Genomic DNA, 21,481 nt, shown 5'->3' on the forward strand with positions numbered 1-21,481 from the left:
TTACTCGGTGTTCTTCTCGAGGAAGCGGACCGCATCGCCGACGGTGAGGATGGTCTCCGCGGCGTCATCGGGAATCTCGACGCCGAACTCCTCCTCGAAGGCCATCACGAGCTCGACCGTGTCCAGGCTGTCCGCGCCCAGATCGTCGATGAAGCTCGCGTTCTCGGTCACCTTTTCCGGCTCCACGCCGAGGTGCTCCACAACGATCTTTTTCACGCGTTCGGCGATATCACTCATTCTGTCTTCCTCGAACGAAGCCTTGTCATCCAGTCGTGTTGCCGTGAAGCTCTTGGAACCGCGGCGGGAGAATCGTCCCCGACCAAGCTTGCCGTGTCCGCCGCACCAAAGAAAGTACCAGTCTTGCCTGGAGTTCGGCGGCTAGTAACACACTTTTCAGGCCTTGGCCAGAAGCTGCGAGCCCTTCGGCTACCTCTGCACCGGGTTCCCCAAGTATCTCAAATCATTGCCATTCCGCCGTTCACATGCAGGGTCTGGCCGGTCACGTAGCCGGCCTCCTCGCTGGCGAGGTAGAGGGCGGCGGCCGCAATCTCCTCGGACGTGCCCAGACGCCCCGCCGGAACGTGCCCGAGTATCGACTCGCGCTGCTTCTCGTTCAGCTCGTCCGTCATCGCCGTCTCGATGAAACCCGGCGCGATGCAGTTCACGGTGATGCCGCGCGTCGCGACCTCCTGCGCGATCGACTTCGACATGCCGATCATGCCCGCCTTGGCCGCGGCATAGTTCGCCTGGCCCGGATTGCCGGTCACGCCGACGATCGAGGTGATGCCGATGATGCGGCCATAGCGCCGTCGCATCATGTTCTTGACGGCCGCGCGCGAGAGGCGGAACGCAGCGCTCAGGTTCACGTCGAGGACCGTCTGCCACTCCTCGTCCTTCATCCGGATGAAGATGTTGTCGCGCGTGATGCCCGCGTTGTTGACGAGAATGTCGAGGCCGCCCAACGCTTCCTCGGCTCTAGGCACCAGAGCGTCGACGGCCGCGGGATCGCCGAGATTGCAGGTCAGAACGTGGGCCCGCTCCCCCAGTTCCCCTGCCAGCGTCTCCAGAGCCTCCGCCCTCGTGCCCGAAAGACCGACGGTTGCGCCGGCGCCATGCATGGCACGGGCGATGGCGCCCCCGATTCCCCCGGATGCGCCCGTGACGAGAGCTTTCCTGCCGCTCAGATCAAACATGCCCTTGTCTCCGTCACTTCAAGGAGGCCGCGAACGACTTGAGGTCGTCCGGCGCGTTGAGAGAAACGCCCTTCACGGAGCGGTCGATGCGCTTCGCGAGACCGGACAGGACCTTGCCGGAGCCGATCTCGACGAGCTCGGTCACGCCCTGGCCCGCCATGTAGATCACGCTCTCGCGCCAACGCACGGTGCCCGTGACCTGTTCGACGAGCAGCCGGCGAATCTCCTCGGGGTCGGTTACGGCGGTGGCTGAGACATTCGCAACCAGCGGCACGACGGGTGCGCGGATATCCACCTTCGACAGCGCCTCCGCCATGACGTCCGCCGCCGGCTGCATGAGGCTCGAGTGGAACGGCGCGCTGACGGGCAGGGACACGGCCTTCATGGCGCCCCGCTCCTTCGCGAGCTCCATGGCGCGCTCGACCGCAGCCTTCGTGCCGCTCACGACCACCTGCCCGGGAGCGTTGTCGTTCGCGGCGTTCAGGACGTCACCCTGCGCCGCGTCTTCGGCGATCGCGAGTGTGGTCGGCATGTCGACCCCCAGGAGGGCGGCCATCGCCCCCTCCCCGACGGGAACGGCTTGCTGCATCGCCAGGCCGCGGGTTCGGAGAAGACGCGCCGTGTCGGCGACGCTCAGCGAGCCTGCGGCGGCCAGGGCCGAGTATTCTCCGAGCGAGTGTCCCGCGACGAACGCGGCCGCCTCCTCGAGCCGGACGCCCTCTTCCTCGAGCGCGCGGAGCGTCGCCAGGCTGACCGCCATGAGCGCGGGCTGCGCGTTCTGCGTCAGGGTCAGGCGGTCGTCCGGCCCGTTCCAGATCACCTCCGAAAGCGCCTCGCCCAACGCGTCGTCGACCTCTTCGAACACGGCGCGCGCGCCCGCGTAGGCTTCCGCGATGGCCTTGCCCATGCCGACGGACTGGCTGCCCTGTCCGGGGAAGACGAAGGCTCTGGACATGAGTGCACTCCCGAGTGACTGACGACGCGACCTGGAATTGGCGGAGCCGTGTGACGCATGCCACGCCCGCCCTTGTCAAGCGGGGGCCTTCGGCCTCTTGCCTTGATCACCGATTTCCGTATATCAGCCGGAGTTCGGTCCGCCGTGGCCGGAAGCTGAACGGAAGGCCGCCCACTCGGCGGCATGGACCCTCAAGGGTCCGGCTTCCCGTGTTTCCGCTCTCGAACCTTCTCGCATGCCTTTCCGGGGCGTCCGACGAGGCTTTGCGCCGCGGCAGACCGCATGAGCAGAAAGGAAAGGCATTCATGCCCTTGTACGAGCACGTGTTTCTGGCACGTCAGGACATCTCCGGCCAGCAGGTCGAAGCCCTGACCGACCAGTTCAAGTCCGTCATCGAAGAGAATGGCGGCTCCATCGGAAAGGTCGAGTACTGGGGCGTTCGCCCGCTCGCCTACCGCATCAAGAAGAACCGCAAGGCGCACTATTCGCTCATCAACATCACGGCCCCGCACGAGGCGGTCGCCGAGATGGAGCGCCAGATGGGCCTCTCGGACGACATCCTCCGCTTCATGACCATCCGCGTCGACGAGCACGAGGAAGGCCAGTCGGCGATGCTGCAGAAGCGCGACCGCGACGACCGGCGCGGTGGCCCGGGCGGCGGACGCGGCGATCGTGGTGATCGCGGCGACCGTGGTGATCGAGGTGGTCGTGGAGACCGTGACGGTGGCGGCTTCCGCGGCGACCGTGAGAGCCGTCCGCGCCGTGAAGACAGGGATTCCGAATAATGTCTCTTCCCAACATTTCCCAGCTGCCGGTCCGTCGGCCCTTCTACCGTCGCCGCAAGACCTGCCCGTTCTCCGGCGCGGATGCTCCGAAGATCGACTACAAGGACGTGAAGCTCCTGCAGCGTTACGTCTCCGAGCGCGGCAAGATCGTGCCGAGCCGCATCACGGCCGTGTCGGCGAAGAAGCAGCGCGAGCTCGCGCGCGCCATCAAGCGCGCCCGCTTCCTCGGCCTTCTGCCCTACGTGCTGAAGTGAGGACATCAAGATGCAGGTGATTCTTCTGGAGCGCATTCCTCGCCTCGGCCAGATGGGCGACGAGGTGCGCGTCAAGGACGGCTTCGCGCGCAACTTCCTGTTGCCGCGCGGCAAGGCGCTTCGCTCCAACGAGGCGAACCGCAAGCGCTTCGAGTCGCAGCGCAGCCAGCTCGAGGCCCGCAACCTTCAGGCCCGCCAGGAGGCCGAGGCCGTGGCGGAGAAGCTCGAGGGCCAGACGGTCGTCATGATCCGCTCGGCGGGCGAGCGCGGGCAGCTCTACGGCTCCGTCGCCACCCGCGACATCGCCATGGCTCTCACCGAGGCGGGCTTCTCAGTCGGCCGTAGCCAGGTCAACCTGAACTCCCCGATCAAGGAGCTCGGCCTCTTCCCGCTCACGATCCAGCTTCACCCGGAGGTGACGGCCACGGTGACGATCAACGTCGCGCGGACCGCGGACGAGGCGGAACGCCAGGCGCGTGGCGAGGACCTGACGCAGGTCGAGAACGACTACGTTCTCGAGGCCGGCGAGGGCGAAGAGTTCGAGGAAGAGGAAGGCGGCGAGGAGGCCGACGAGCAGGCCTGAGGCCGGCTCGCATGGAGCGGCCTTCCCGGCCCTTCCCCTTCGGTTCACGACACGAGCTCCGCCGGAAACGGCGGGGCTCCTTCTTTCTCTCGGCACGCCCTCCGTTCCACAGCCCCGCGCGTGCGGGGAGAGAGCGCCTCGTGCTAGGCTCCCGGGATCGCGCGATCGATCTCCACTGACGCACCGGTAGATGCAGCGTCCCCCCACCACGTCGAGGCACACTCAGCGAGGCCCCTCCGGCCACGGCTCCGGCGATTCCCAAGACGTCTCAGAGGAGGAGTTGCGCCTCGCGCGCATTCTCAGCGGCGCGGACGACGCCACCGACGCACCGGCCTCCCGCCTCCGCAAGCACCGCCTCCTCCTGGCGGGCGTGGCCGCGCTTCTCCTGATCCTCGCAGCCGTCCTGGCGGCAGCTCTCCTGCCGCGCGGCGACGGGACCGCTCCGGCGAGTTCGACCTCGCCGAACGATGCCTCTTCTCTGGAGCTTCTGTTCGAGCCGTCACCGATACGCAGCCGTTTCGTTCCGGCCCTTCGGCTCCAGCCGCCCTACGTGGCTCGGGATGCCGTCAGCGTGGACGCGGGCGACGGCCCGCAAGCCGTCAGGCTCGCCTTCGTTGACGGCCTCGTCTGGGGCGCCATCTGCCAGGATCGGGAGGGGCTCTTGTTCTCCTGCGGGCTGCAGGCCCGGGCGGAGCTCGCAAACTCTCTCGGGAATGGTCCCGCCATTTGCCAGCCCGTGTTCTACTGGCGGGACGAGACGCGATACCAGTGCTTCGGTGCCTCGGGCGATCTCGCCCGTGCGCAGGTCGAGGCCGGGTTCGCGAAGCCGGATCCCATGGGAATTTCCCTCTACGCAGGCACGGCCTCTCGGGCGGCGGTGGAGGCCCGAGGTGCGTGGAACGGCGGCTGGACGATCCGCGAGGTGCGATAGGCCCGCCAGCGGATCCTCCTCGGGCCCTCGCGCCGGACGCGGATTCGATCCTTTCGGCGGGTCATGCGTTCATTCTCAGGAGGCGGTCATGCCGGTGACATCGCGGCGACCTGTCACCACAATGGGATGGCCTCAGGCGACGTGGACGGCGCAAGTGGCGGGTGAAGGTTGAACATGGCCAGGTCAGCCCGGCAAACGACCTCGGCGGATAGCCCTGCGCGGCGCGGGGCGGGCGTCGCTGTGCTTGTCGGGGTTGTGGGGCTCGGCCTAATGCTGGGTGCGGCCGCCGTGATGCCTGTGGACGCCGAGGAACCGGCAGGGGGTGTCGTCTCGGGCGTTGCTGCCGGAGAAGCGGGGCGGGAGGCCTCTCCGGAACGGTCGCGGCACACTCCGTTCCCGTGGACGACGGAGCCCGTGCGGGTCGACCGCGAGGCGCAGGAGATGGAGCGGCTGGAGGCCGAGGTCCGGACGGATCCCTTCCCCCTCGTCCTCGACGTGCCCCGCGGCGTGCGCATCCCAGACAGCGGCACCTTCGTCATCGGCGACGTCACCTACCTGGTCGCGGGCGTCACCCCTCGCGGCCTGCGCGACGTCTGCACCGAATCGGACGGTCGGCGCATCGCGTGCGGCGCCCGGGCGCGGGTCGGCCTCTGGAACCTCGTCGCGGAGAAGCGGCTCGCCTGCCGTCAGGTCGGAGGCAAGGAGGACGCAGCTCTCGTGGAGTGCAGTCTCGGCGGCGAGACGCTGGGCGAGCGGTTGCTGCGCGAGGGCTGGGCGCTGCCCCGGACGGAGCCTGATCTCGCACCTGCGAAGACGGCGGGGCTAGGCGAGTCGGACTGATCTGCCGACCACTGTTGCAACGCATCAGCGGATTGTGCCTCGCAATGACGAATACTGGCTCGCTCTGCAAATTCCGTCTTCCGCCTTCTTCGCGTCCGCGATAGTAGTAGCTGCTGCTGCAGAAGCTCGCTTGGGAAAACCGGCGAAGTCAGCCGCGAGGGGCCGTCCGGCAGGCGGGAACTCGCGAATTATCCTCCTGCGGGGCTTGTACGCGTCGTTGCGCTGCAACCTGCCCGAGGCCTGATCACCTGTTCGCGGCAGGGTCACGCGAGCAGGGCCCAGCATTCCAGACATTCTGAAAACCGAAGGTGCATGGCTGCACGGAGAAGCGCGGCCGGGAGACGTGCGTGCTGCCTCCAGCTAGCCGAGGCGCCGCCGTATTGGGAAACGGGAAATTCACGACATGCCTACGAATGACATGGCGGCCGCCGGCCGCCCTCACGACCCGCCGGCGAACAGGTGGGTCCAGCTGGTGGTGGGCGTGGCCTGCATGGTCGCCGCCGCGAACATCCAGTACTCCTGGACGCTCTTCGTGCCCGAGATCCAGGAGACCTACGGCTGGACGCGCGCGGCGATCCAGACCGCCTTCACGATCTTCGTCATCACGCAGACCTGGCTGACGCCGATCGAGGGCTACTTCATCGACCGCTACGGCCCGCGTGCGATGGTCTTCATCGGCGGCGCCTTCACCGGCCTCGCCTGGATCGTCAACTCCTACGCGACCACGCTGACGGGGTTCTACTTCGGCGCCGTCCTCGGCGGCATCGGCGTGGGCTGCGTCTACGCGACCTGCATCAACAACGCGCTGAAGTGGTTCCCGGACCGGCGCGGCCTCGCGGTCGGCCTGACGGCCGGCGGCTACGGCTCCGGCACGATCCTAACGATCATGCCGATCGCCGCGATGATCGAGACGTCGGGCTACCAGTCCGCCTTCTTCACCTTCGGCCTCATCGAGGGCGCGGTGATCATGCTGGCCGCCCTGTTCCTGATGGCGCCGCCCGCAGGCGTCGTCCCGAAGTTCTCGGCGAACGTCGTGCAGAGCCGCCGCGACTACACCGTCGGCGAGGCGCTCCGGACCCCCGTCTTCTGGGTGATGCTCCTGCTCTTCACCATGACGGTGACCGGCGGCCTGATGGCGACGGCGCAGCTCGGCGTCATGGCGCAGGATCTCGGCGTGAAGGAGCACGACCTCAACTTCTACTTCTTCACCATGGCCGCCCTGCCCTTCGCCCTGATGCTCGACCGGCTGATGAACGGCTTCTCCAGGCCCTTCTTCGGCTGGATCTCCGACAATATCGGACGTGAGCGCACGATGTTCATCGCCTTCACGCTCGAAGGCCTCGGCATCCTGGCGCTTGCCCATTTCGGCCACAACCCGTGGGCCTTCGTGCTCCTGAGCGGCGTCGTCTTCCTGGCCTGGGGCGAGGTCTACTCGCTGTTCAGCGCGACGACCGGCGACACGTTCGGCACGAAGCACGTCGGCAAGATCTACGGCCTGCTCTACTGCGCGAAGGGCGTCGCCGCGCTCCTCGTGCCGCTCGGCAACCTGCTGATGGAGGCGACCGGCACCTGGGCGACCGTGCTCTACGCGATGGCCGCCATGGATCTCGGCGCGGCGGTCCTGGCGATCGTCCTGCTGCGCCCGCTGATCAGGCGCCACCATGCGAAGGCCGGCCTGCTCGTCATCGACGAGGCGCAACCCGCGCCCGTGGTCGTGCGCATCCAGGTCTGAAGCGGCCGGTAAGACGAAGCGTGTTCCGCATCCGAGGATGCGGGCCCGCGGAGGGGCGAGCGAGATCCGCTCGCCCTTTCGCGTTTTGTGGCGTCGCGGGCATCCGGAACCAACCGCTCCGCCGCCGGTTCCGCCTGCCATGAGGATCGCGACCTTCAACATCAACAACGTCAACCGTCGCCTCGCGAACCTCCTCCACTGGCTCGAGGAGAGCGAGCCGGACGTCGTCTGCCTGCAGGAGCTGAAATGCACGGATGCCGCCTTCCCCGCCGAAGCGATTCGCGAGGCGGGATACGGGGCGGTCTGGCGTGGCCAGAAGACGTGGAACGGCGTCGCGATCCTCGCCCGCGGCGCGGAGCCGGTCCCCACCCGCCGCGCGCTTCCGGGCGACCCCTCCGACCGCCAGAGCCGGTACATCGAGGCCGCCGTCAACGGCGTTCTGATCGCCTCCATCTACCTGCCGAACGGCAACCCGCAGCCGGGACCGAAATTCGATTACAAGCTCGCCTGGTTCGAGCGCCTGATCGCCCACGCCGCCGAGCTCGAGGCCACCGGCGTCCCGGTCGTGCTCGCCGGCGACTACAACGTCGCCCCGACGCCGCTCGACATCTACGAAACCCCCTCCTGGGACAATGACGCGCTCGTTCAACCGGCGCCCCGCGAAGCCTATCGCCGTCTCCTCGAGCAGGGATGGACAGATGCCCTGCGGACGCTTCAGCCCGAGACGCGGGTCTACACGTTCTGGCACTACATGCGGCAGCGCTGGCAGCGGAATGCCGGCCTGCGTCTCGACCACCTGCTCGTCAGCCGCTCGATCGCGCCCCGGCTCAGAGCGGCCGGCGTCGACCGGGAGGTGCGCGGCCGGGAGGACGCGAGCGATCACGCTCCAGTCTGGATCGAACTGGCCGGCCACTGAACGGTCGCACCTAGTTGTCAGACATCTGAATGCCTGCTAACAGCTCCGGCAAGAAAACGGGTGAGCTGATCGGGGAGGATTCGCTGGTGGGTGCCGGGCCTTCGGATGCCGGCGCTGCGACGTTCAGGTCACTGGAGCGTCCGAAGCGCCTGTCCGACGAGATCGCGAAGCAGATCACGGAGCGCATCGCTTCCGGCGCGCTGAAGCCGGGAGATCGCCTGCCGACGGAGGCCGCGCTCTGCGGCGAGTTCTCCGTCGGGCGCAGTGCGATCCGGGAGGCGATCGCGAAGCTCCGGCAGGAGGGCCTTGTGGAATCGCGCCAGGGCGTCGGTGCCTTCGTCACCGCGAACCCCGCCAGCAGTGCCTTCCGCATCGAGGTCGACCGCTTCCGCTCGATCGAGGATCTCCGGCAGATCCTGGAGCTGCGCATGGAGATGGAGGTCGCCGGCGCCGCCATGGCCGCACGCCGTCGCACCAGGACCCAGCTGGCCGAACTGGAGGGGGCTTTCGGGCGCCTGGCCCGGCGCCTCGGCGCCGGAGACCGGGCGATCTCCGAGCAGCAGGATTTCCACCGCCTGCTCGCCGAGGGCTCCAACAACCCGCTCTTCCGCGACTTCATCCAGTTCGTCGGCCTGCGAATCGCCGACAGCCTCGAGGCCGAGCAGCGTCACGTGCCGGCCGACCGAGGCGCCGCACCGCAACTCATCTCCGAATACGCGCAGATCCTCGAAGCCGTCCGCATCGGCGATCCGGACAAGGCGCGGCGGGCGGTCTGGAATCACCTCCTGCGCTCGGCCGACCGGCTCGGCTTGCGCGGACTGCAAGGATGGGAAGAAAGCAGGATGACCTTGATAGGGGACAACACGATACCGGCCTGCGCGGCCGCGGATCCGAACCCGCGCGCGCCGAAGTTCCGTGCTCCCGAGAGATCCTCCGATTGCCACGCCCACGTCTTCGGGCCGGCCGAGAAGTACCCCTACACGCCGCACCGCACCTATACGCCGCCGGACGCGCCGCTCGAGCAGTACCGCTCGATGCTCGCGACGCTCGGGATCGAGCGCGCCGTCATCGTGCAGCCGAGCGTCTACGGCACCGACAACCGCGCCACGATCGACGCCGTCAGGGCGGGCGGGCGCAACTTCCGGGGCGTCGTCGTCGTCGACGAGAACGTGTCGGAGAGGGAGCTTGAGGAGATGCACGAGGCGGGCGTGCGCGGCGTTCGCATCAATCTCCTCTTCAAGAGCGGCATCGAGGTGTCGGACGTCCGTCGCCTGGCCGAGCGCATCGCGCCGTTCGGCTGGCACCTCCAGATGCTGATCGACGTGTCGGAGTTCGCCGACTTGCGCGACACGATGGGCGAGCTGCCGGTCGACACCGTGTTCGACCACATGGGCCACATGCCGACCTCGATCGGCACGGACCATCCGGGGTTCCAGGAAATGCTGTCGCTCCTGAAGGACGGGCGGTCCTGGGCGAAGCTATCAGGCGCCTACCGGATCACGACGGAGTTCGTGCCGCCCTACTCCGACGTCGCGCCCTACGCCAAGGCCATCATCGCGGCGAACCCGGAGCGGGTGCTCTGGGCCACCGACTGGCCGCACCCCTACGTCAACGTCCCCATGCCCAATGACGGCGATCTTCTCGACATGCTGTCCGATTGGGCCCCGGACGAGGCGATCAGGAACCGTATCCTGGCCGACAACCCGGCCCGGCTCTACGGCTTCGACGACTGAGCAACAACAAGGACGGGAGGTTACCCAGCATGTTCGACATGACGAGACGAAGCCTGGTCGCCGCGGCGGCCGCCATGGCCATCACCCTCAGCTTCGGCACCGCCGAGGCGGCCCAGACCCTGCGCATCGGCTGGACGACGTCGGACGGCGAGAAGGACCCCTACGCGATCGCCGCCCGCCAGTTCGCCGCCGAGCTCGAGGAGGCGCTGCCCGGCAAGTTCGACGTGAAGTACTTCCCGAACAACGAGCTCGGCGACGAGAAGCAGATGCTCGAGGCGCTGAACTTCGGCACGATGGACGCTGCCGTCATCACCAACGCTCCCATCGCCAACATCGAGCCGGGCTTCCAGGTCAACGACATGCCGTTCCTCTACGCCGACGAGGCGCAGGCGCATGAGGTTCTGGACGGAGAGGTCGGCCAGGAGCTCATGCAGCGCCTGGAGGCGAAAGGCATCGTCGGGCTCGGCTTCGCCGAAGGCGGCTTCCGGCACATGATCAACAACTCAAAGCCCGTGGCCGAGCCGGGCGACGTCTCGGGCATCAAGTTCCGGGTCATGCAGAACCCGGTCTTCATCGAGATGTTCCAGTCGCTCGGCGGCAACGCCGTGCCGATGGCCTGGGGCGAGACCTTCACGGCGGCGCAGCAGGGCACGATCGACGGACTGGAGATCCCCCTCGCCGTCATCGCGTCGAACAAGTACGCGGACGTCGTGAAGTACCTCTCGCTGACGAAACACACCTACTCGGCGCTCGGCCTCCTCGTCTCCAAGCGGTTCTGGGACCGGCTGAGCGAGGACGAGCAGCAGGCCGTGCAGGAGGCCGCCGACCGCGCCATCGCCACCCAGCGCGAGATGAACGCGGCGAACTCCGCTGAGCTGATCGCCCAGCTGGAGGCTTCCGGCATGCAGGTCAACGACATCGGCGACGCGGCCGCCTTCCGCGAGAAGGTCCGCCCCGTCTACGACTCCTTCAAAGCGTCGATCGGAGAGGACCTCTTCGACAAGGCGCTCGCGCAGGTCGAGTGACAGCCCGCCCGGACCTGTCGTCCGGGCCGGTACCACCCCAACGGTCTCCGACCTCGCTTCCCTCCGGGCCAGACGCCCGGAGGGCATCTCTCCTCTGCCTCGGGGCGCAAACGCCATGCTCATGCTGCTAGACCGGCTCTCGAGCGCCGTCGCCAGGGTCACCGGCTGGGTGGTCATCGCCACGGCCGGGGTCATGATCCTGAGCCTCATCCTCCAGGTGTTCTCCCGATACGTCCTCGGCTCGGCGTATTCGTGGACAGAGGAGCTCGCGATCATGCTCTTCACCTGGACGATACTCCTCGCGGCCACCACCGCCATACGCGACGCCGCGCACGTCCGGCTGGGCTTCATCGTCGCGCTCCTGCCGCTGCCGCTGCGCCTCGCCTGGGCCCGTGTCGTCGCGGCCCTCGTCCTCGTCTTCTGCGTCGTCTTCGCCTGGACGGGCGCGACCTATGTCGACGCGACGATGGGCCAGGTCTCGGCCGCGATGCGCGTCCCCATCGAATGGTTGCATCTGGCCGCCCCGGTCTGCGGCGTCCTGGGCGCGCTGCACGCGCTGACCCGCCTGCTCGTCCCGCTCGACCTCAAGGAGGACGTCCCGTCATGAGCGAAGCTGCCTGGGTGATCCTCCTCGTCTTTCTCGGCGGCCTCCTCACCGGCGTGCCGATCGTCTTCGCGCTCGGGCTCGCCTCGATCGCCGGTCTCTACGTCGCCGACTTCCCCTTCGTCGTGCTCGCGCAGCGGATCATCGCGGGCACGCAGGTCTTCTCGCTCCTCGCGATCCCGGGCTTCGTGCTCGCCGGCGACCTGATGATGCATGGCGGCCTGTCGCGGCGCCTGGTGAAGGTGTGCCAGGCACTCGTTCAGCACGTCACCGGGGGGCTCGGCATGGTGACCGTGATGTCGGCGACCTTCTTCGCCGCGATCTCCGGCTCCGCCCCCGCCACCACGGCCGCGATCGGCGGCATCATGGTCCCCGAGATGGAGCAGCGCGGCTGGCGGCGCGACTTTTCCGCGGCCCTCGCGACGGCCTCCGGGCCGATCGGGCAGATGATCCCGCCGTCGATCCCGATGATCATCTGGGGCGTCGTCGCGGAGGAATCGATCAGCCAGCTCTTCCTCGCCGGCATCATTCCCGGCATCCTCGTCGCCGTGGGCCTGATGACCGTCTGCTACTTCACCGCACGCCGCGAAGGCATCATGACGGAGACGCGGCGAGCGACCTGGCCGGAGCTTCGGGCCGCCTTGAACGACGGGAAGTGGTCGCTCGCCGCACCGGTCGTCATCCTCGGCGGCATCTATGGCGGCGTCTTCACCCCCACCGAGGCGGCCGCCTTCGGCGTCGCATACGCCTTCGTCGTGGGCTTCCTCATCCACCGGGAGCTCAAGCTGCGCGACCTCGGCAAGATCGTCCTGCAGTCGATGCGGACCTCGACGATCGTCTGCTTCATCATCGCCGTCGCGTCGGCCTTCGGCTGGCTCGTCGCGATCGAGCAGTTGCCGGGCACGATCGCAGAGGCGATCCTGTCGGTGTCGCAGAACCCGTTCGTCATCCTGCTTCTCCTGAACCTGTTTCTCCTCTTCATCGGCGCCGTCATGGACAACATCGCCGCGATGATCATCCTCGGCGGCATCCTCACCTCGATCGGCGCCCAGATCGGCCTCGACCCCACGCATCTCGGGGCGCTCGTCGTCATCAACCTCGCCATGGGCATGGCGACACCGCCCTTCGGCTACTCGCTCTTCGTCGGTGCCGCGATCTCGAACCTCTCGATCGAACAGGTGTCGAAAGCCCTCGTGCCGATGCTGCTCGTGATGATGGTCGTGCTGGCCCTCGTCGCCTACGTGCCGTGGGTGACGCTCGCCCTGCCGTCGCTCGTTCGGTAGGCGGGCCATGAGACAGGAACCGGAGAGCAGGGAACCGGTGGCCGACGGGCCCGGGCGCATCGAAGCCCTTCTCGACGACCTCGGCTCGACGGCATGGACCGGCGAGGTCGCGGCCGATATCGGCACGCGCATCGTCCACTCGACGGACAACAGCCTCTACCAGCTCCGGCCCGGGGCGGTGCTCTTTCCCCGCACCGCCGAGGACATCCGCCTCGTGGCGGAGCTCGCCGCGCGCCATCGCGTGGCCGTCTCCGCCCGCGGCGGCGGCACCGGCACGAACGGCCAGTCGCTCACCGAGAGCGTCATCCTCGACACCTCCCGGCACATGAACCGGATAGGCAGCTTCGATGCCGACGCAGGGACCGTGACCGTCGAGCCGGGGGTGGTTCTCGACCAGCTGAACGCCTTCCTCGCGCCGCATGGCTGTTTCTTCCCGCCCGCCGTCTCGACCGCCTCGCGCGCGACGGTCGGCGGCATGGTGGCGACGGATGCCTCGGGCCAGGGCTCGCGGCACTACGGCAAGACCTCCGACTACATCGTCGGCATGGACATCGTGCTCGCCGGCGGCGAGACGTTCCGCGTCACCGACCTGTCGCCCGGGGAGGCGCGGGAGGTGTGCGCCCGCGGCGACCGGATCGGCGAGATCCACCGCGCCGTCATCGACGAGATCGCTCCGCGCCGCGAGCTGATCGAGCGGGTCTTCCCGCGCATGAACCGCGGCCTCACCGGCTACAATCTGCGCGACGCGGTCACACCCGACGGCGGCCTCCGGCTCGCGAAGCTCCTCGCCGGCTCCGAGGGCACGCTCGCCTGGACGACGTCGCTGACGCTGAAGGTGCGCCGCAAGCCGAGGCTGCGCGCCGTCGTCATCGTCGCCTATGACGATTTCCGCGTTGCGCTCGCGGACGTGCCGCGCATGGTCGAGGCGGATCCGCTGGCGGTCGAGATCGTGGACGACAAGATCCTGCGCATCGCCGCCGACGCGCCGATCTGGTCGCAGCTCAAGGACACGCTCGGCGACATCGACGCGAAGGCCCTGCTCTTCGTCGAGTTCACCGGAGACGACGAGGCCGAGGTCGAGGAGAAGGTCGCCGGGCTGACCGCCATTCTCGACCGTGGGCCGAAGAAGGAGATCGCAAGCAAGGTCGCCACCGCGCCGGCGGCGATCGCCGGCATCTGGGACATGCGGAAGCAGGCGGTCGGTCTTCTCGGCGCGCTCGAGGGACAGCGGCGCGCAAGCCCCTTCGTCGAGGACTGCGCCGTGCCGCCCGAGCGGCTCCCGGCCTTCGTCGAGGGCTTCCGCGCGATCCTCGACGGGCACGGCCTGGACTACGGCATGTTCGGCCATGCCGATGTCGGCTGCCTCCACGTGCGCCCGACGATCGACATGACGACGGCGCACGACCGCGCGCTCGTGCGCCGCGTCTCCGACGCCGTGGCGGCGCTCGCGAAGGAGAATGGCGGCCTGCTCTGGGGCGAGCACGGGCGCGGCTTCCGGGCGGAGTACTCCCCCTTCTTCTTCGGCGACGAGCTCTACGCCGTCCTCCGGCGCATCAAGAAGGCGTTCGACCCGCTGAACGTCATGAACCCCGGCAAGCTCGCCGTGCCGGAGGGAAACGACGCTCCGATCAGCCGCATCGACGAGGTGCCGTTCCGCGGGGCGGCCGACGAGGAGATCTCCGACGCCTATCTCGCCGAGTTCGCGAAGGCGGTCGCCTGCAACGGCAACGCGGCCTGCCACAACTGGGACGCCCTCGACGCGATGTGCCCCTCCTACAAGGCGACGCGCGACCGGGTGCAGTCGCCGAAGGGGCGCGCCGCCCTGATGCGCGAGTGGGCGCGCCTGTCGTCGACCGGCGAGGATCCGGCCGCGCTGGCCCGCGTCGAAGAGGCGCTTCATGCCTCGCTGGAGACCTGCCTCTCCTGCAAGGCCTGCACGAGCCAGTGCCCCATCAAGGTCGACATCCCGATGATGAAGTCGGCCTTCCTGGAGCGGCACTACCGGAACCACCCGCGCCCGACGCGCGACCGCCTCGTGCGGCGGATGGAGCCGGTGACGCTCGCCCTGCGTCGCCTGCCGCGCCTGGCGAACCTCGCGCTCGGCAACCGGGCGAGCGCCGCCGTCGCGCGGCGCACCTTCGGGATGGTCGACCTGCCGAGCTTCGCGGAGACGACGCTCGAGGCGGGGCTGCGCCATCGCGGCTTGCGCATGCTGCGCCCGGGTGAAGCGCCGCATGCGCGGACGGAGAAGCCGCAGGTCGTGCTGGTGCCCGACAGCTTCCTCGGCACGTTCGACACCGCCGTTCTCCTCGCCGCCCTCGACGTGCTCGTGGCGCTCGGCCACGAGGTCCACGTCGCGCCGCTGCGCCCGAACGGCAAGGGGTTGCAGGTTCGTGGGTATCTGGACGACTTCCGGCACGTCCGCGACCGCCGCGTGAAGGAGTGCGAGGCCCTGGCGTCCCGAGGCATGCCGCTCGTCGGCGTGGAGCCCGTCGTGACGCTCCTGCACGGGAGCGAGTACGTCCGCGCCCACGGGGGGACGAAGCCCGGTTACGAGATCGTCTCGGTCGACCGCTTCCTCGCCGACGCCGTCGCGTCCGGCGCCGTCGCGTCTCCGTCATCCGCGAGGCGGCGCTACCACCTCCTCGCCCACTGCTCGGAGAAGACGGCCGACCCGGCCGGCGCGCGGCGGTGGCAGGGGATCTTCGCAGCCTTCGGGCAGGATCTCTCGCCGGTGCGCACCGGATGCTGCGGCATGGCAGGTCTCTTCGGCCATGAGGCCGAACACCGCGAGATGTCCCGAAGGCTCTATGAGATGTCGTGGGCGGCGGCGGTCGATGGGGGCGAAGGCGAGCCACTGGCGACGGGGTATTCGTGCCGGTCCCAGGCACACCGCTTCGGCGGCCGTCGCCTCCGCCATCCGCTCGAGGCGCTGGCGGAGCTCCAGCCCCTCGGCTGACGGGAGGCACGACCCGGCATCCCGGCGACCCTGCCCCTGGGGAGCCGCGGCCACCTCGCGATCCCGCCAGTAGAAGGTCAGGGCCCGCCTCGCGGAGATCGTCACGCAGGCGAACATCCGGGACATCTATGGCCTCGATGCGAGCGTCGGCGATTTCGCCGGCCACCGGGTCGTCCACTTCTACCTTGCCGACACGGTGGCCGACTGACCGCTCCGACAAGATCCTCTGCCGCCTCCCGGCGGAGTTCGGCGTTGAAGCATGTGTCGGAACGAGGTTCGGCGGCCGGCGCCTGCTCATGCCCTCGGACTCCGTCCCCGCGGCTCTCGGGAAGCGAGCATCGACTGGACAGGCTGCCCATGGTGCCGATATAGACCGCCCTGTCTGCCGAACCCCGCGATGCTGGCGGTTCTCTTCCGCTTCTCGTGACGGAAGGGTCGCGAGCGGGCGTGGCGCGGCAGGTCGAACGATCCTCCCGGCAGCAAGGCGGAGGCGCCCTGCCGTCCCTGCGGAGGGCCCGTAGCTCAATGGTTAGAGCCGGCCGCTCATAACGGTCTGGTTGCAGGTTCGAGTCCTGCCGGGCCCACCACTCCTCCTGTCAGTCGCCTGCGCGACGGAGACACACCCTTCGCGGCCCTCAGGACGTTCCGAACTGCTCGTTGAAGGCGTAGCCCGCGCCGCGGACGGTTCGGATCGGATCGGATCGCCGGCCACGGTTGATCGACTTGCGCAGCCGGCCGATATGGACGTCGACGGTCCTCTCGTCCACGTAGACGTCACGTCCCCACACGCCGTCGAGAAGCTGCTCTCGCGTGAACACGCGGCCCGGGCTCTGCATCAGGAACTCGAGCAGCCGGAACTCCGTCGGCCCCAGATGCACCTCGCGGCCGTTGCGGCGCACCCGATGCGTGTCGCGGTTGAGCTCGATGTCTCCGGCATTCAGCACCGTCGCGACGAGCTGCGGCTTCGAGCGGCGCAGGAGCGCCTTGATGCGCGCCATCAGCTCCGGGATCGAGAACGGCTTCACGACGTAGTCGTCGGCGCCCGTCGAGAGGCCGCGAATGCGCTCGCTCTCCTCGCCCCGGGCGGTCAGCATGATGATCGGCATCCCGTTGAGCTCCGGCTTCGAGCGGATGCGGCGGCAGAGCTCGATGCCGGAGATGCCGGGCAGCATCCAGTCGAGGAGAACGAGGTCCGGTGCGCCCTCGAAGAGCCTCGTCTCCGCCTCGTCGCCACGCTCCACCGCGTCGACCTCGTAGCCTTCCGCCTCTAGGTTGTAGCGGATGAGAAGGCTCAGCGGCTCCTCGTCCTCCACGATCATGATCTTGGGAGCGGTCGCCAGGGTCATGACGCGTCAGTCCCGTCCGATGTTCGACGGCTTGTCGCCGAGTTCGACGGACGTCAGGCTCGACTGGTCGCTCTTCGGCCGCGGCCCGCGCAGGGGACGCCCGGAGATGAGATAGTGGATCGTCTCGGCGATATTCGTGGAGTGGTCGCCGATGCGCTCGATGTTCTTGGCGGCAAAGAGCAGGTGCGTCGAGAAGGTGATGTTGCGCGGATCCTCCATCATGTAGGTCAGCATCTCGCGGAAGATGGAGGTGTAGATCGCGTCGAGCTCGGTGTCGCGGTGCCACACGTCGACAGCGCGGTCGATATCCCGACGCGTGTAGGCGTCGAGCACGTCCTTCAGCTGCTCGAGCGCCATGCGCGCCATGTGGTCGAGGCCGGGAACGCCCTTGTGCGGCCACGCCTCGGTGTGGATCGCGAGCGAGCGCTTCGCGACGTTCTTCGCGAGGTCGCCGATCCGCTCGAGGTCGGCTGCGATCCGGATCGCCGCCATGACCTCCCGCAGGTCGGACGCCATCGGCTGGCGCCGGGCGATCAGCAGGACCGCCTGCTCCTCCACCTCGGCCTCGAGCTCGTCGATGCGCACGTCGCCGTCGATCACGGCGTGGGCGAGGTCCTCGTCCCGGCGGTCGAAGGCGTGCACCGCGTCCGTCAGGATCTTCTCCGCCAGCCCGCCCATCTGGGCGATCCGCACGGCGAGCTCGTTCAGCTCGTGATCGAAGGCGGAGACTGTGTGTTCGCTCGTCATGTCGTTCCTCCCTCGCCGCCGGGCGGCGACGTCAGCCGAAGCGGCCGGTGATGTAGTCGAGGGTCCGCTGGTCCTGCGGGTTCGTGAAGATCTGCTCCGTCGGCCCGACCTCCACGAGGTTGCCGAGGTGGAAGAAGGCCGTGCGCTGCGAGACGCGCGCCGCCTGCTGCATCGAGTGGGTCACGATGACGATGCAGTAGTTCTCCTTCAGCTCGTCGATCAGCTCCTCGATCTTCGCGGTCGCGATCGGATCGAGCGCGGAGGCCGGCTCGTCCATCAGGATCAGTTCGGGGCTGACGGCGATCGCTCGGGCGATGCAGAGGCGCTGCTGCTGGCCGCCGGAGAGCCCCGTCCCCGGCTCGTGCAGCCGATCCTTCACCTCGTTCCAGAGGCTCGCCTTCTGGAGGCTCGTGCTCACGATCTCCTCCAGATCCGATTTGTCCCCGGCAAGGCCATGGATGCGCGCGCCGTAGGCGACGTTGTCGAAGATCGACTTCGGGAACGGATTGGGCTTCTGGAACACCATGCCGACGCGGGCGCGTAGCTCGACGACGTCGAGACCGGGCTCGTAGATGTCGCGCCCATCGAGCTCGATCCGGCCAGTGACGCGGGTGCCGGCAATCGTGTCGTTCATGCGGTTGAGGCAGCGCAGGAAGGTCGACTTGCCGCAACCCGAGGGGCCGATGAGCGCGGTGACGGAGCGATCCTCGACGTCGAGGTTCACGTCGAACAGAGCCTGCTTTTCCCCGTAGAAGACGCACACGTCGCGCGCCGTGGCCTTCAATGGGTTCGGCTCGCGGTCGAGGCGCTGATTTTCGGCGAACGACCGGCCCGAGCTTGCCGGCGTTCCGTTTCCTTCATCCTGGCCCGTCGCCATCTCTCTGGTCTTCATGTCGTTTTCCATGGAGTTCACCAGCTTTTCTCAAGGCGCTGCCGCAGGAAGATGGCAATGCCGTTCATGACGATCAGGAAGCCCAGAAGCACGAGAATTCCCGCCGACGTCAGTGCGACGAAGCCGCGCTCGGGGCTGTCGGCCCAGATGAATATCTGGGTCGGCAGGGCCGTCGAAGAGCTGAGCAGCCCGCCGGGGGGGCTGGTGATGAAGGCGTTCATGCCGATCAGGAGGAGCGGAGCCGTCTCGCCGAGGGCCTGCGCCAGACCGATGATCGTCCCGGTCAGGATGCCCGGCAGAGCCAGCGGCAGGACGTGATGCATGATGACCTCGTGACGCGAGGCGCCGACACCGAGCGCGGCCTCCCGGATCGACGGCGGCACCGCCTTCAGTGATGCCCGCGTGACGATGATGATCGTCGGAAGCGTCATCAGCGAGAGCACCAATCCGCCGACGAGTGGCGCGGAGCGCGGCATACCGAACCACCCGAGGAACACGGCAAGCCCAAGCAGGCCGAAGACGATCGACGGCACCGCGGCGAGGTTGTTGATGTTCACCTCGACGAGCTCCGTCCAGCGGTTCTTCGGCGCGAACTCCTCGAGATAGACCGCCGCCCCGACTCCCATCGGCACCGAGATCAGGAAGCAGACGAGAAGGGCGAAGAATGAGCCGACGATCGCGCCGGCGAGGCCGGCGAGCTCCGGGAAGCGGCTGTCGGCATTGAAGAAGAGCCCCCAGTTGAACCTCGTCTCGACGCGGCCGTCCTCCTCCAACTGCTCGAAGAGCGAGATCTGCTCGTCGTTCAGGCGGCGGCGGTTCTCCGGCAAGTCGCGATCGATGATGCCCTTGTTGAGCTGGTCGTAAGGATCTGACGCGGGTATCGCGACATCTACAGTGCGTCCCACGAGAGTGGGATCGTCGTAGACTGCGCTCCTGAGCAGGAACTGCGCATTGTTGGTGAGGATCTGCCCCGCCCTCCGAAGCGCTGGCCCCTCCAGTCCAGGGAACAGCTGCTCGATCGACCGCGACAGGATCTCCCGGTAGTTCCCTTCCGTTGGCGAGCGCGCGTCAACGAGTTCGGCATCGAACGTCACGGGCAGGCTGATGGTGGTCTGGATGAAGCCGCGATATCCCGTGAACACGAGGGTCGTGACCAGGATGCCGAGGAGGAGGATCGCAATCCCGATCGCGCTCATCCCGTAGATGCGCAGACGTCGGTCGGCGGCGTAGCGTCGACGACGCCTGGCCGCTGCCGCTTCCCCACTCCAGTCATGCGTACGGTCCGCGATCGAGCTCATTCGTAGCTCTCCCGATATCTCTGCACGATCTTCAGCGCCACGATGTTGAGCGAGAGCGTCACGACGAAGAGAACGAGGCCGAGTGCGAAGGCCGCGAGCGTCTTCGGACTGTCGAACTCCGTGTCGCCGATCAGCAGCGTGACGATCTGGACCGTCACCGTGGTGACGGAGTCGAGGGGGTTCAGCGTGAGGGTCGCCATGAGGCCTGCAGCCATGACGACGATCATGGTCTCGCCGATGGCGCGGCTGGCCGCCAACAGAATGCCGCCGACTATTCCGGGCAGCGCCGCCGGCAGAAGCACCTGCATCATGGTCTCCGCCCTCGTCGCACCCAATGCGAGGGCACCGTCGCGCATGGCGCGGGGCACGGCCTTGAGCGCATCGTCGGACAGCGACGAGATGAAGGGCAGGATCATGATGCCCATCACGCCGCCGGCCGCCAGCGCGCTATTCGGGGAGACGGCGATGCCCATCGCGGAACCGGCTTCGCGCACGGCCGGGGCGACCGTCAGCACAGCGAAGAAGCCGTATACGACGGTCGGGATGCCCGCCAGGATCTCGAGCAGCGGCTTCACGACGTTTCGCACCCGGCTGTCGGCGTACTCGACGAGGTAGATCGCGGCGAAAAGGCCGATAGGTGTGGCCACCAGCATGGCGATGAAGGCGATCAGAAGCGTTCCGACGAAGATCGGGATGGCACCGAAGGCGCCCGCACCCGCGACCTGGTCCGCCCGGATCGGCATCTGGGGCTCCCAGTTGAGCCCGAAGAAGAACTCCGTCGGCGGGACGATGGCGAAAAAGCGCATCGCCTCGAACACGAGCGAGGCGACGATGCCGATGGTTACCAGGATCGCTGCGACCGAACACGCGATCATAAGGCCGGAGACGAACAGCTCGAAGCCATTCCGCGCTCGAAAGCGTGGCGCCAGGCGCGAGCGCGCCACGAACAGCGCGACGATGGCGGCACTCAGGCCCACGACCAGCATCGCCCAACGGGCAATCCGCTCCCACACCGCGTAGCGCTCGGCAGCCTCGACGATTGCGGGGCTGGGTTCGGTGAAGATGCGGCCGGCGGCGACGTTGTGGATCTCGCTCAACAGAAGCGACAGCCGGGCGGAGCTCACGCCGTTCGTCATGTCGTCGGGCAGGCTCGCAAGGAGCAGCTGGTTGATGACCATCCCTTGCAGGAGCAGCCACAGCAGGACGAGGATCAATGCGGGGATGCCCACCCAGACGGCGACGAAGGCGCCATGATAGACGGGTAGCGAGTGCACCTCGCGCCCGACCTGCGCTTGAAATCGGCGTCCCGCCGACTGGCCGATGAAGTAGGCGACGATCGACAGCACGGCGATCGCGAGAAATGCGTAACCTGCCACGGCCACCTCTCATCCAGTGCGCGGGAAGA

The 21,481-nt window shown here is 67.9% G+C and carries 20 protein-coding genes and 1 tRNA gene; 13 read left to right on the top strand and 8 right to left on the bottom strand.

The window, feature by feature from the left end; genetic code table 11:
- From N177_RS01085 to fabD, 3 genes are all read right to left on the bottom strand, one after another.
- Nucleotides 1-237: an acyl carrier protein gene (locus N177_RS01085; RefSeq protein WP_023430370.1), complete on the bottom strand. Its 237-nt coding sequence runs from the start codon at nucleotides 235-237 to the stop codon at nucleotides 1-3.
- A 218-nt stretch (nucleotides 238-455) separates the two neighbouring features.
- Nucleotides 456-1,193 (bottom strand): 3-oxoacyl-[acyl-carrier-protein] reductase, encoded by a 738-nt coding sequence (gene fabG / locus N177_RS01090; protein ID WP_023430371.1) that lies wholly within the window; start codon nucleotides 1,191-1,193, stop codon nucleotides 456-458.
- 13 nt (nucleotides 1,194-1,206) lie between these two features.
- Entirely contained in the window at nucleotides 1,207-2,148 is a 942-nt protein-coding gene (gene fabD / locus N177_RS01095; RefSeq protein ID WP_023430372.1) for an ACP S-malonyltransferase, read from the bottom strand.
- Between the two features lie 305 nt (nucleotides 2,149-2,453).
- Here fabD and rpsF point away from each other — a divergent pair, with 305 nt between their 5' ends.
- The 13 genes from rpsF (at nucleotide 2,454) to N177_RS01160 (ending at nucleotide 16,380) form a co-directional block, all read left to right on the top strand.
- Complete coding sequence (gene rpsF, locus N177_RS01100; protein WP_023430373.1) at nucleotides 2,454-2,933, top strand: 30S ribosomal protein S6; 480 nt, start codon at nucleotides 2,454-2,456, stop codon at nucleotides 2,931-2,933.
- A complete protein-coding gene (gene rpsR, locus N177_RS01105; protein WP_023430374.1) occupies nucleotides 2,933-3,187 on the top strand; it encodes a 30S ribosomal protein S18 in 255 nt (84 codons plus the stop codon). Before rpsF ends, rpsR begins: the two co-directional genes overlap by 1 nt.
- Before the next feature lie 10 nt (nucleotides 3,188-3,197).
- A complete protein-coding gene (rplI, locus tag N177_RS01110; protein WP_023430375.1) occupies nucleotides 3,198-3,770 on the top strand; it encodes a 50S ribosomal protein L9 in 573 nt (190 codons plus the stop codon).
- A gap of 280 nt (nucleotides 3,771-4,050) precedes the next feature.
- Nucleotides 4,051-4,701 (top strand): hypothetical protein, encoded by a 651-nt coding sequence (locus tag N177_RS01115; RefSeq protein ID WP_023430376.1) that lies wholly within the window; start codon nucleotides 4,051-4,053, stop codon nucleotides 4,699-4,701.
- 414 nt (nucleotides 4,702-5,115) lie between these two features.
- On the top strand, nucleotides 5,116-5,541 hold the full coding sequence (locus N177_RS01120; protein ID WP_023430377.1) for a hypothetical protein: 426 nt from the start codon (nucleotides 5,116-5,118) through the stop codon (nucleotides 5,539-5,541).
- A 403-nt stretch (nucleotides 5,542-5,944) separates the two neighbouring features.
- Entirely contained in the window at nucleotides 5,945-7,273 is a 1,329-nt protein-coding gene (oxlT, locus tag N177_RS01125) for an oxalate/formate MFS antiporter (RefSeq protein WP_152527806.1), read from the top strand.
- A 139-nt stretch (nucleotides 7,274-7,412) separates the two neighbouring features.
- Nucleotides 7,413-8,189 (top strand): exodeoxyribonuclease III, encoded by a 777-nt coding sequence (gene xth / locus N177_RS01130; protein WP_023430379.1) that lies wholly within the window; start codon nucleotides 7,413-7,415, stop codon nucleotides 8,187-8,189.
- Between the two features lie 29 nt (nucleotides 8,190-8,218).
- Nucleotides 8,219-9,922: an amidohydrolase family protein gene (locus N177_RS01135; protein ID WP_081718307.1), complete on the top strand. Its 1,704-nt coding sequence runs from the start codon at nucleotides 8,219-8,221 to the stop codon at nucleotides 9,920-9,922.
- 29 nt (nucleotides 9,923-9,951) lie between these two features.
- Entirely contained in the window at nucleotides 9,952-10,947 is a 996-nt protein-coding gene (locus N177_RS01140; RefSeq protein ID WP_023430381.1) for a TRAP transporter substrate-binding protein, read from the top strand.
- Nucleotides 10,948-11,062: 115 nt separating this feature from the next.
- Entirely contained in the window at nucleotides 11,063-11,554 is a 492-nt protein-coding gene (locus N177_RS01145) for a TRAP transporter small permease (RefSeq protein WP_023430382.1), read from the top strand.
- On the top strand, nucleotides 11,551-12,834 hold the full coding sequence (locus tag N177_RS01150; RefSeq protein ID WP_023430383.1) for a TRAP transporter large permease: 1,284 nt from the start codon (nucleotides 11,551-11,553) through the stop codon (nucleotides 12,832-12,834). Before N177_RS01145 ends, N177_RS01150 begins: the two co-directional genes overlap by 4 nt.
- Before the next feature lie 7 nt (nucleotides 12,835-12,841).
- Complete coding sequence (locus N177_RS01155) at nucleotides 12,842-15,793, top strand: FAD-binding and (Fe-S)-binding domain-containing protein (protein WP_040484920.1); 2,952 nt, start codon at nucleotides 12,842-12,844, stop codon at nucleotides 15,791-15,793.
- Between the two features lie 511 nt (nucleotides 15,794-16,304).
- Nucleotides 16,305-16,380 (top strand) — tRNA-Ile (locus N177_RS01160).
- Between the two features lie 48 nt (nucleotides 16,381-16,428).
- Here the strand turns inward: N177_RS01160 and phoB are convergent.
- The 5 genes from phoB to pstC are packed head-to-tail and all read right to left on the bottom strand — an operon-like array spanning nucleotide 16,429 to nucleotide 21,452.
- Nucleotides 16,429-17,139 carry a phosphate regulon transcriptional regulator PhoB gene (phoB, locus tag N177_RS01165; RefSeq protein ID WP_023430385.1) on the bottom strand — a complete coding sequence of 237 codons (711 nt, stop codon included), beginning with the start codon at nucleotides 17,137-17,139 and terminating at the stop codon, nucleotides 16,429-16,431.
- A gap of 6 nt (nucleotides 17,140-17,145) precedes the next feature.
- Nucleotides 17,146-17,886, bottom strand: a complete 741-nt coding sequence (phoU, locus tag N177_RS01170) for a phosphate signaling complex protein PhoU (RefSeq protein WP_023430386.1) — start codon at nucleotides 17,884-17,886, stop codon at nucleotides 17,146-17,148.
- A 31-nt stretch (nucleotides 17,887-17,917) separates the two neighbouring features.
- The gene (pstB, locus tag N177_RS01175; protein ID WP_425280788.1) at nucleotides 17,918-18,778 is read right to left on the bottom strand and encodes a phosphate ABC transporter ATP-binding protein PstB; all 861 of its coding nucleotides are present in this window, start codon (nucleotides 18,776-18,778) and stop codon (nucleotides 17,918-17,920) included.
- A gap of 17 nt (nucleotides 18,779-18,795) precedes the next feature.
- Entirely contained in the window at nucleotides 18,796-20,076 is a 1,281-nt protein-coding gene (gene pstA, locus N177_RS01180) for a phosphate ABC transporter permease PstA (protein WP_023430388.1), read from the bottom strand.
- Complete coding sequence (gene pstC, locus N177_RS01185) at nucleotides 20,073-21,452, bottom strand: phosphate ABC transporter permease subunit PstC (protein WP_023430389.1); 1,380 nt, start codon at nucleotides 21,450-21,452, stop codon at nucleotides 20,073-20,075. The genes pstA and pstC overlap by 4 nt, the downstream gene beginning before the upstream one ends.
- Nucleotides 21,453-21,481 lie beyond the last annotated feature (29 nt).

This window comes from Lutibaculum baratangense AMV1 (assembly GCF_000496075.1).
In the GTDB taxonomy this organism is placed as follows: domain Bacteria; phylum Pseudomonadota; class Alphaproteobacteria; order Rhizobiales; family Tepidamorphaceae; genus Lutibaculum; species Lutibaculum baratangense.

Bases quoted from the DNA above. Each gene is read 5' to 3' on its own strand.
- N177_RS01085 (WP_023430370.1), bottom strand. From the start codon at position 237: ATGAGTGATATCGCCGAACGCGTGAAAAAGATCGTTGTGGAGCACCTC.
- fabG (WP_023430371.1), bottom strand. From the start codon at position 1,193: ATGTTTGATCTGAGCGGCAGGAAAGCTCTCGTCACGGGCGCATCCGGG.
- fabD (WP_023430372.1), bottom strand. From the start codon at position 2,148: ATGTCCAGAGCCTTCGTCTTCCCCGGACAGGGCAGCCAGTCCGTCGGC.
- rpsF (WP_023430373.1), top strand. From the start codon at position 2,454: ATGCCCTTGTACGAGCACGTGTTTCTGGCACGTCAGGACATCTCCGGC.
- rpsR (WP_023430374.1), top strand. From the start codon at position 2,933: ATGTCTCTTCCCAACATTTCCCAGCTGCCGGTCCGTCGGCCCTTCTAC.
- rplI (WP_023430375.1), top strand. From the start codon at position 3,198: ATGCAGGTGATTCTTCTGGAGCGCATTCCTCGCCTCGGCCAGATGGGC.
- oxlT (WP_152527806.1), top strand. From the start codon at position 5,945: ATGCCTACGAATGACATGGCGGCCGCCGGCCGCCCTCACGACCCGCCG.
- xth (WP_023430379.1), top strand. From the start codon at position 7,413: ATGAGGATCGCGACCTTCAACATCAACAACGTCAACCGTCGCCTCGCG.
- N177_RS01135 (WP_081718307.1), top strand. From the start codon at position 8,219: ATGCCTGCTAACAGCTCCGGCAAGAAAACGGGTGAGCTGATCGGGGAG.
- N177_RS01140 (WP_023430381.1), top strand. From the start codon at position 9,952: ATGTTCGACATGACGAGACGAAGCCTGGTCGCCGCGGCGGCCGCCATG.
- N177_RS01145 (WP_023430382.1), top strand. From the start codon at position 11,063: ATGCTCATGCTGCTAGACCGGCTCTCGAGCGCCGTCGCCAGGGTCACC.
- N177_RS01150 (WP_023430383.1), top strand. From the start codon at position 11,551: ATGAGCGAAGCTGCCTGGGTGATCCTCCTCGTCTTTCTCGGCGGCCTC.
- N177_RS01155 (WP_040484920.1), top strand. From the start codon at position 12,842: ATGAGACAGGAACCGGAGAGCAGGGAACCGGTGGCCGACGGGCCCGGG.
- phoB (WP_023430385.1), bottom strand. From the start codon at position 17,139: ATGACCCTGGCGACCGCTCCCAAGATCATGATCGTGGAGGACGAGGAG.
- phoU (WP_023430386.1), bottom strand. From the start codon at position 17,886: ATGACGAGCGAACACACAGTCTCCGCCTTCGATCACGAGCTGAACGAG.
- pstB (WP_425280788.1), bottom strand. From the start codon at position 18,778: ATGAAGACCAGAGAGATGGCGACGGGCCAGGATGAAGGAAACGGAACG.
- pstA (WP_023430388.1), bottom strand. From the start codon at position 20,076: ATGAGCTCGATCGCGGACCGTACGCATGACTGGAGTGGGGAAGCGGCA.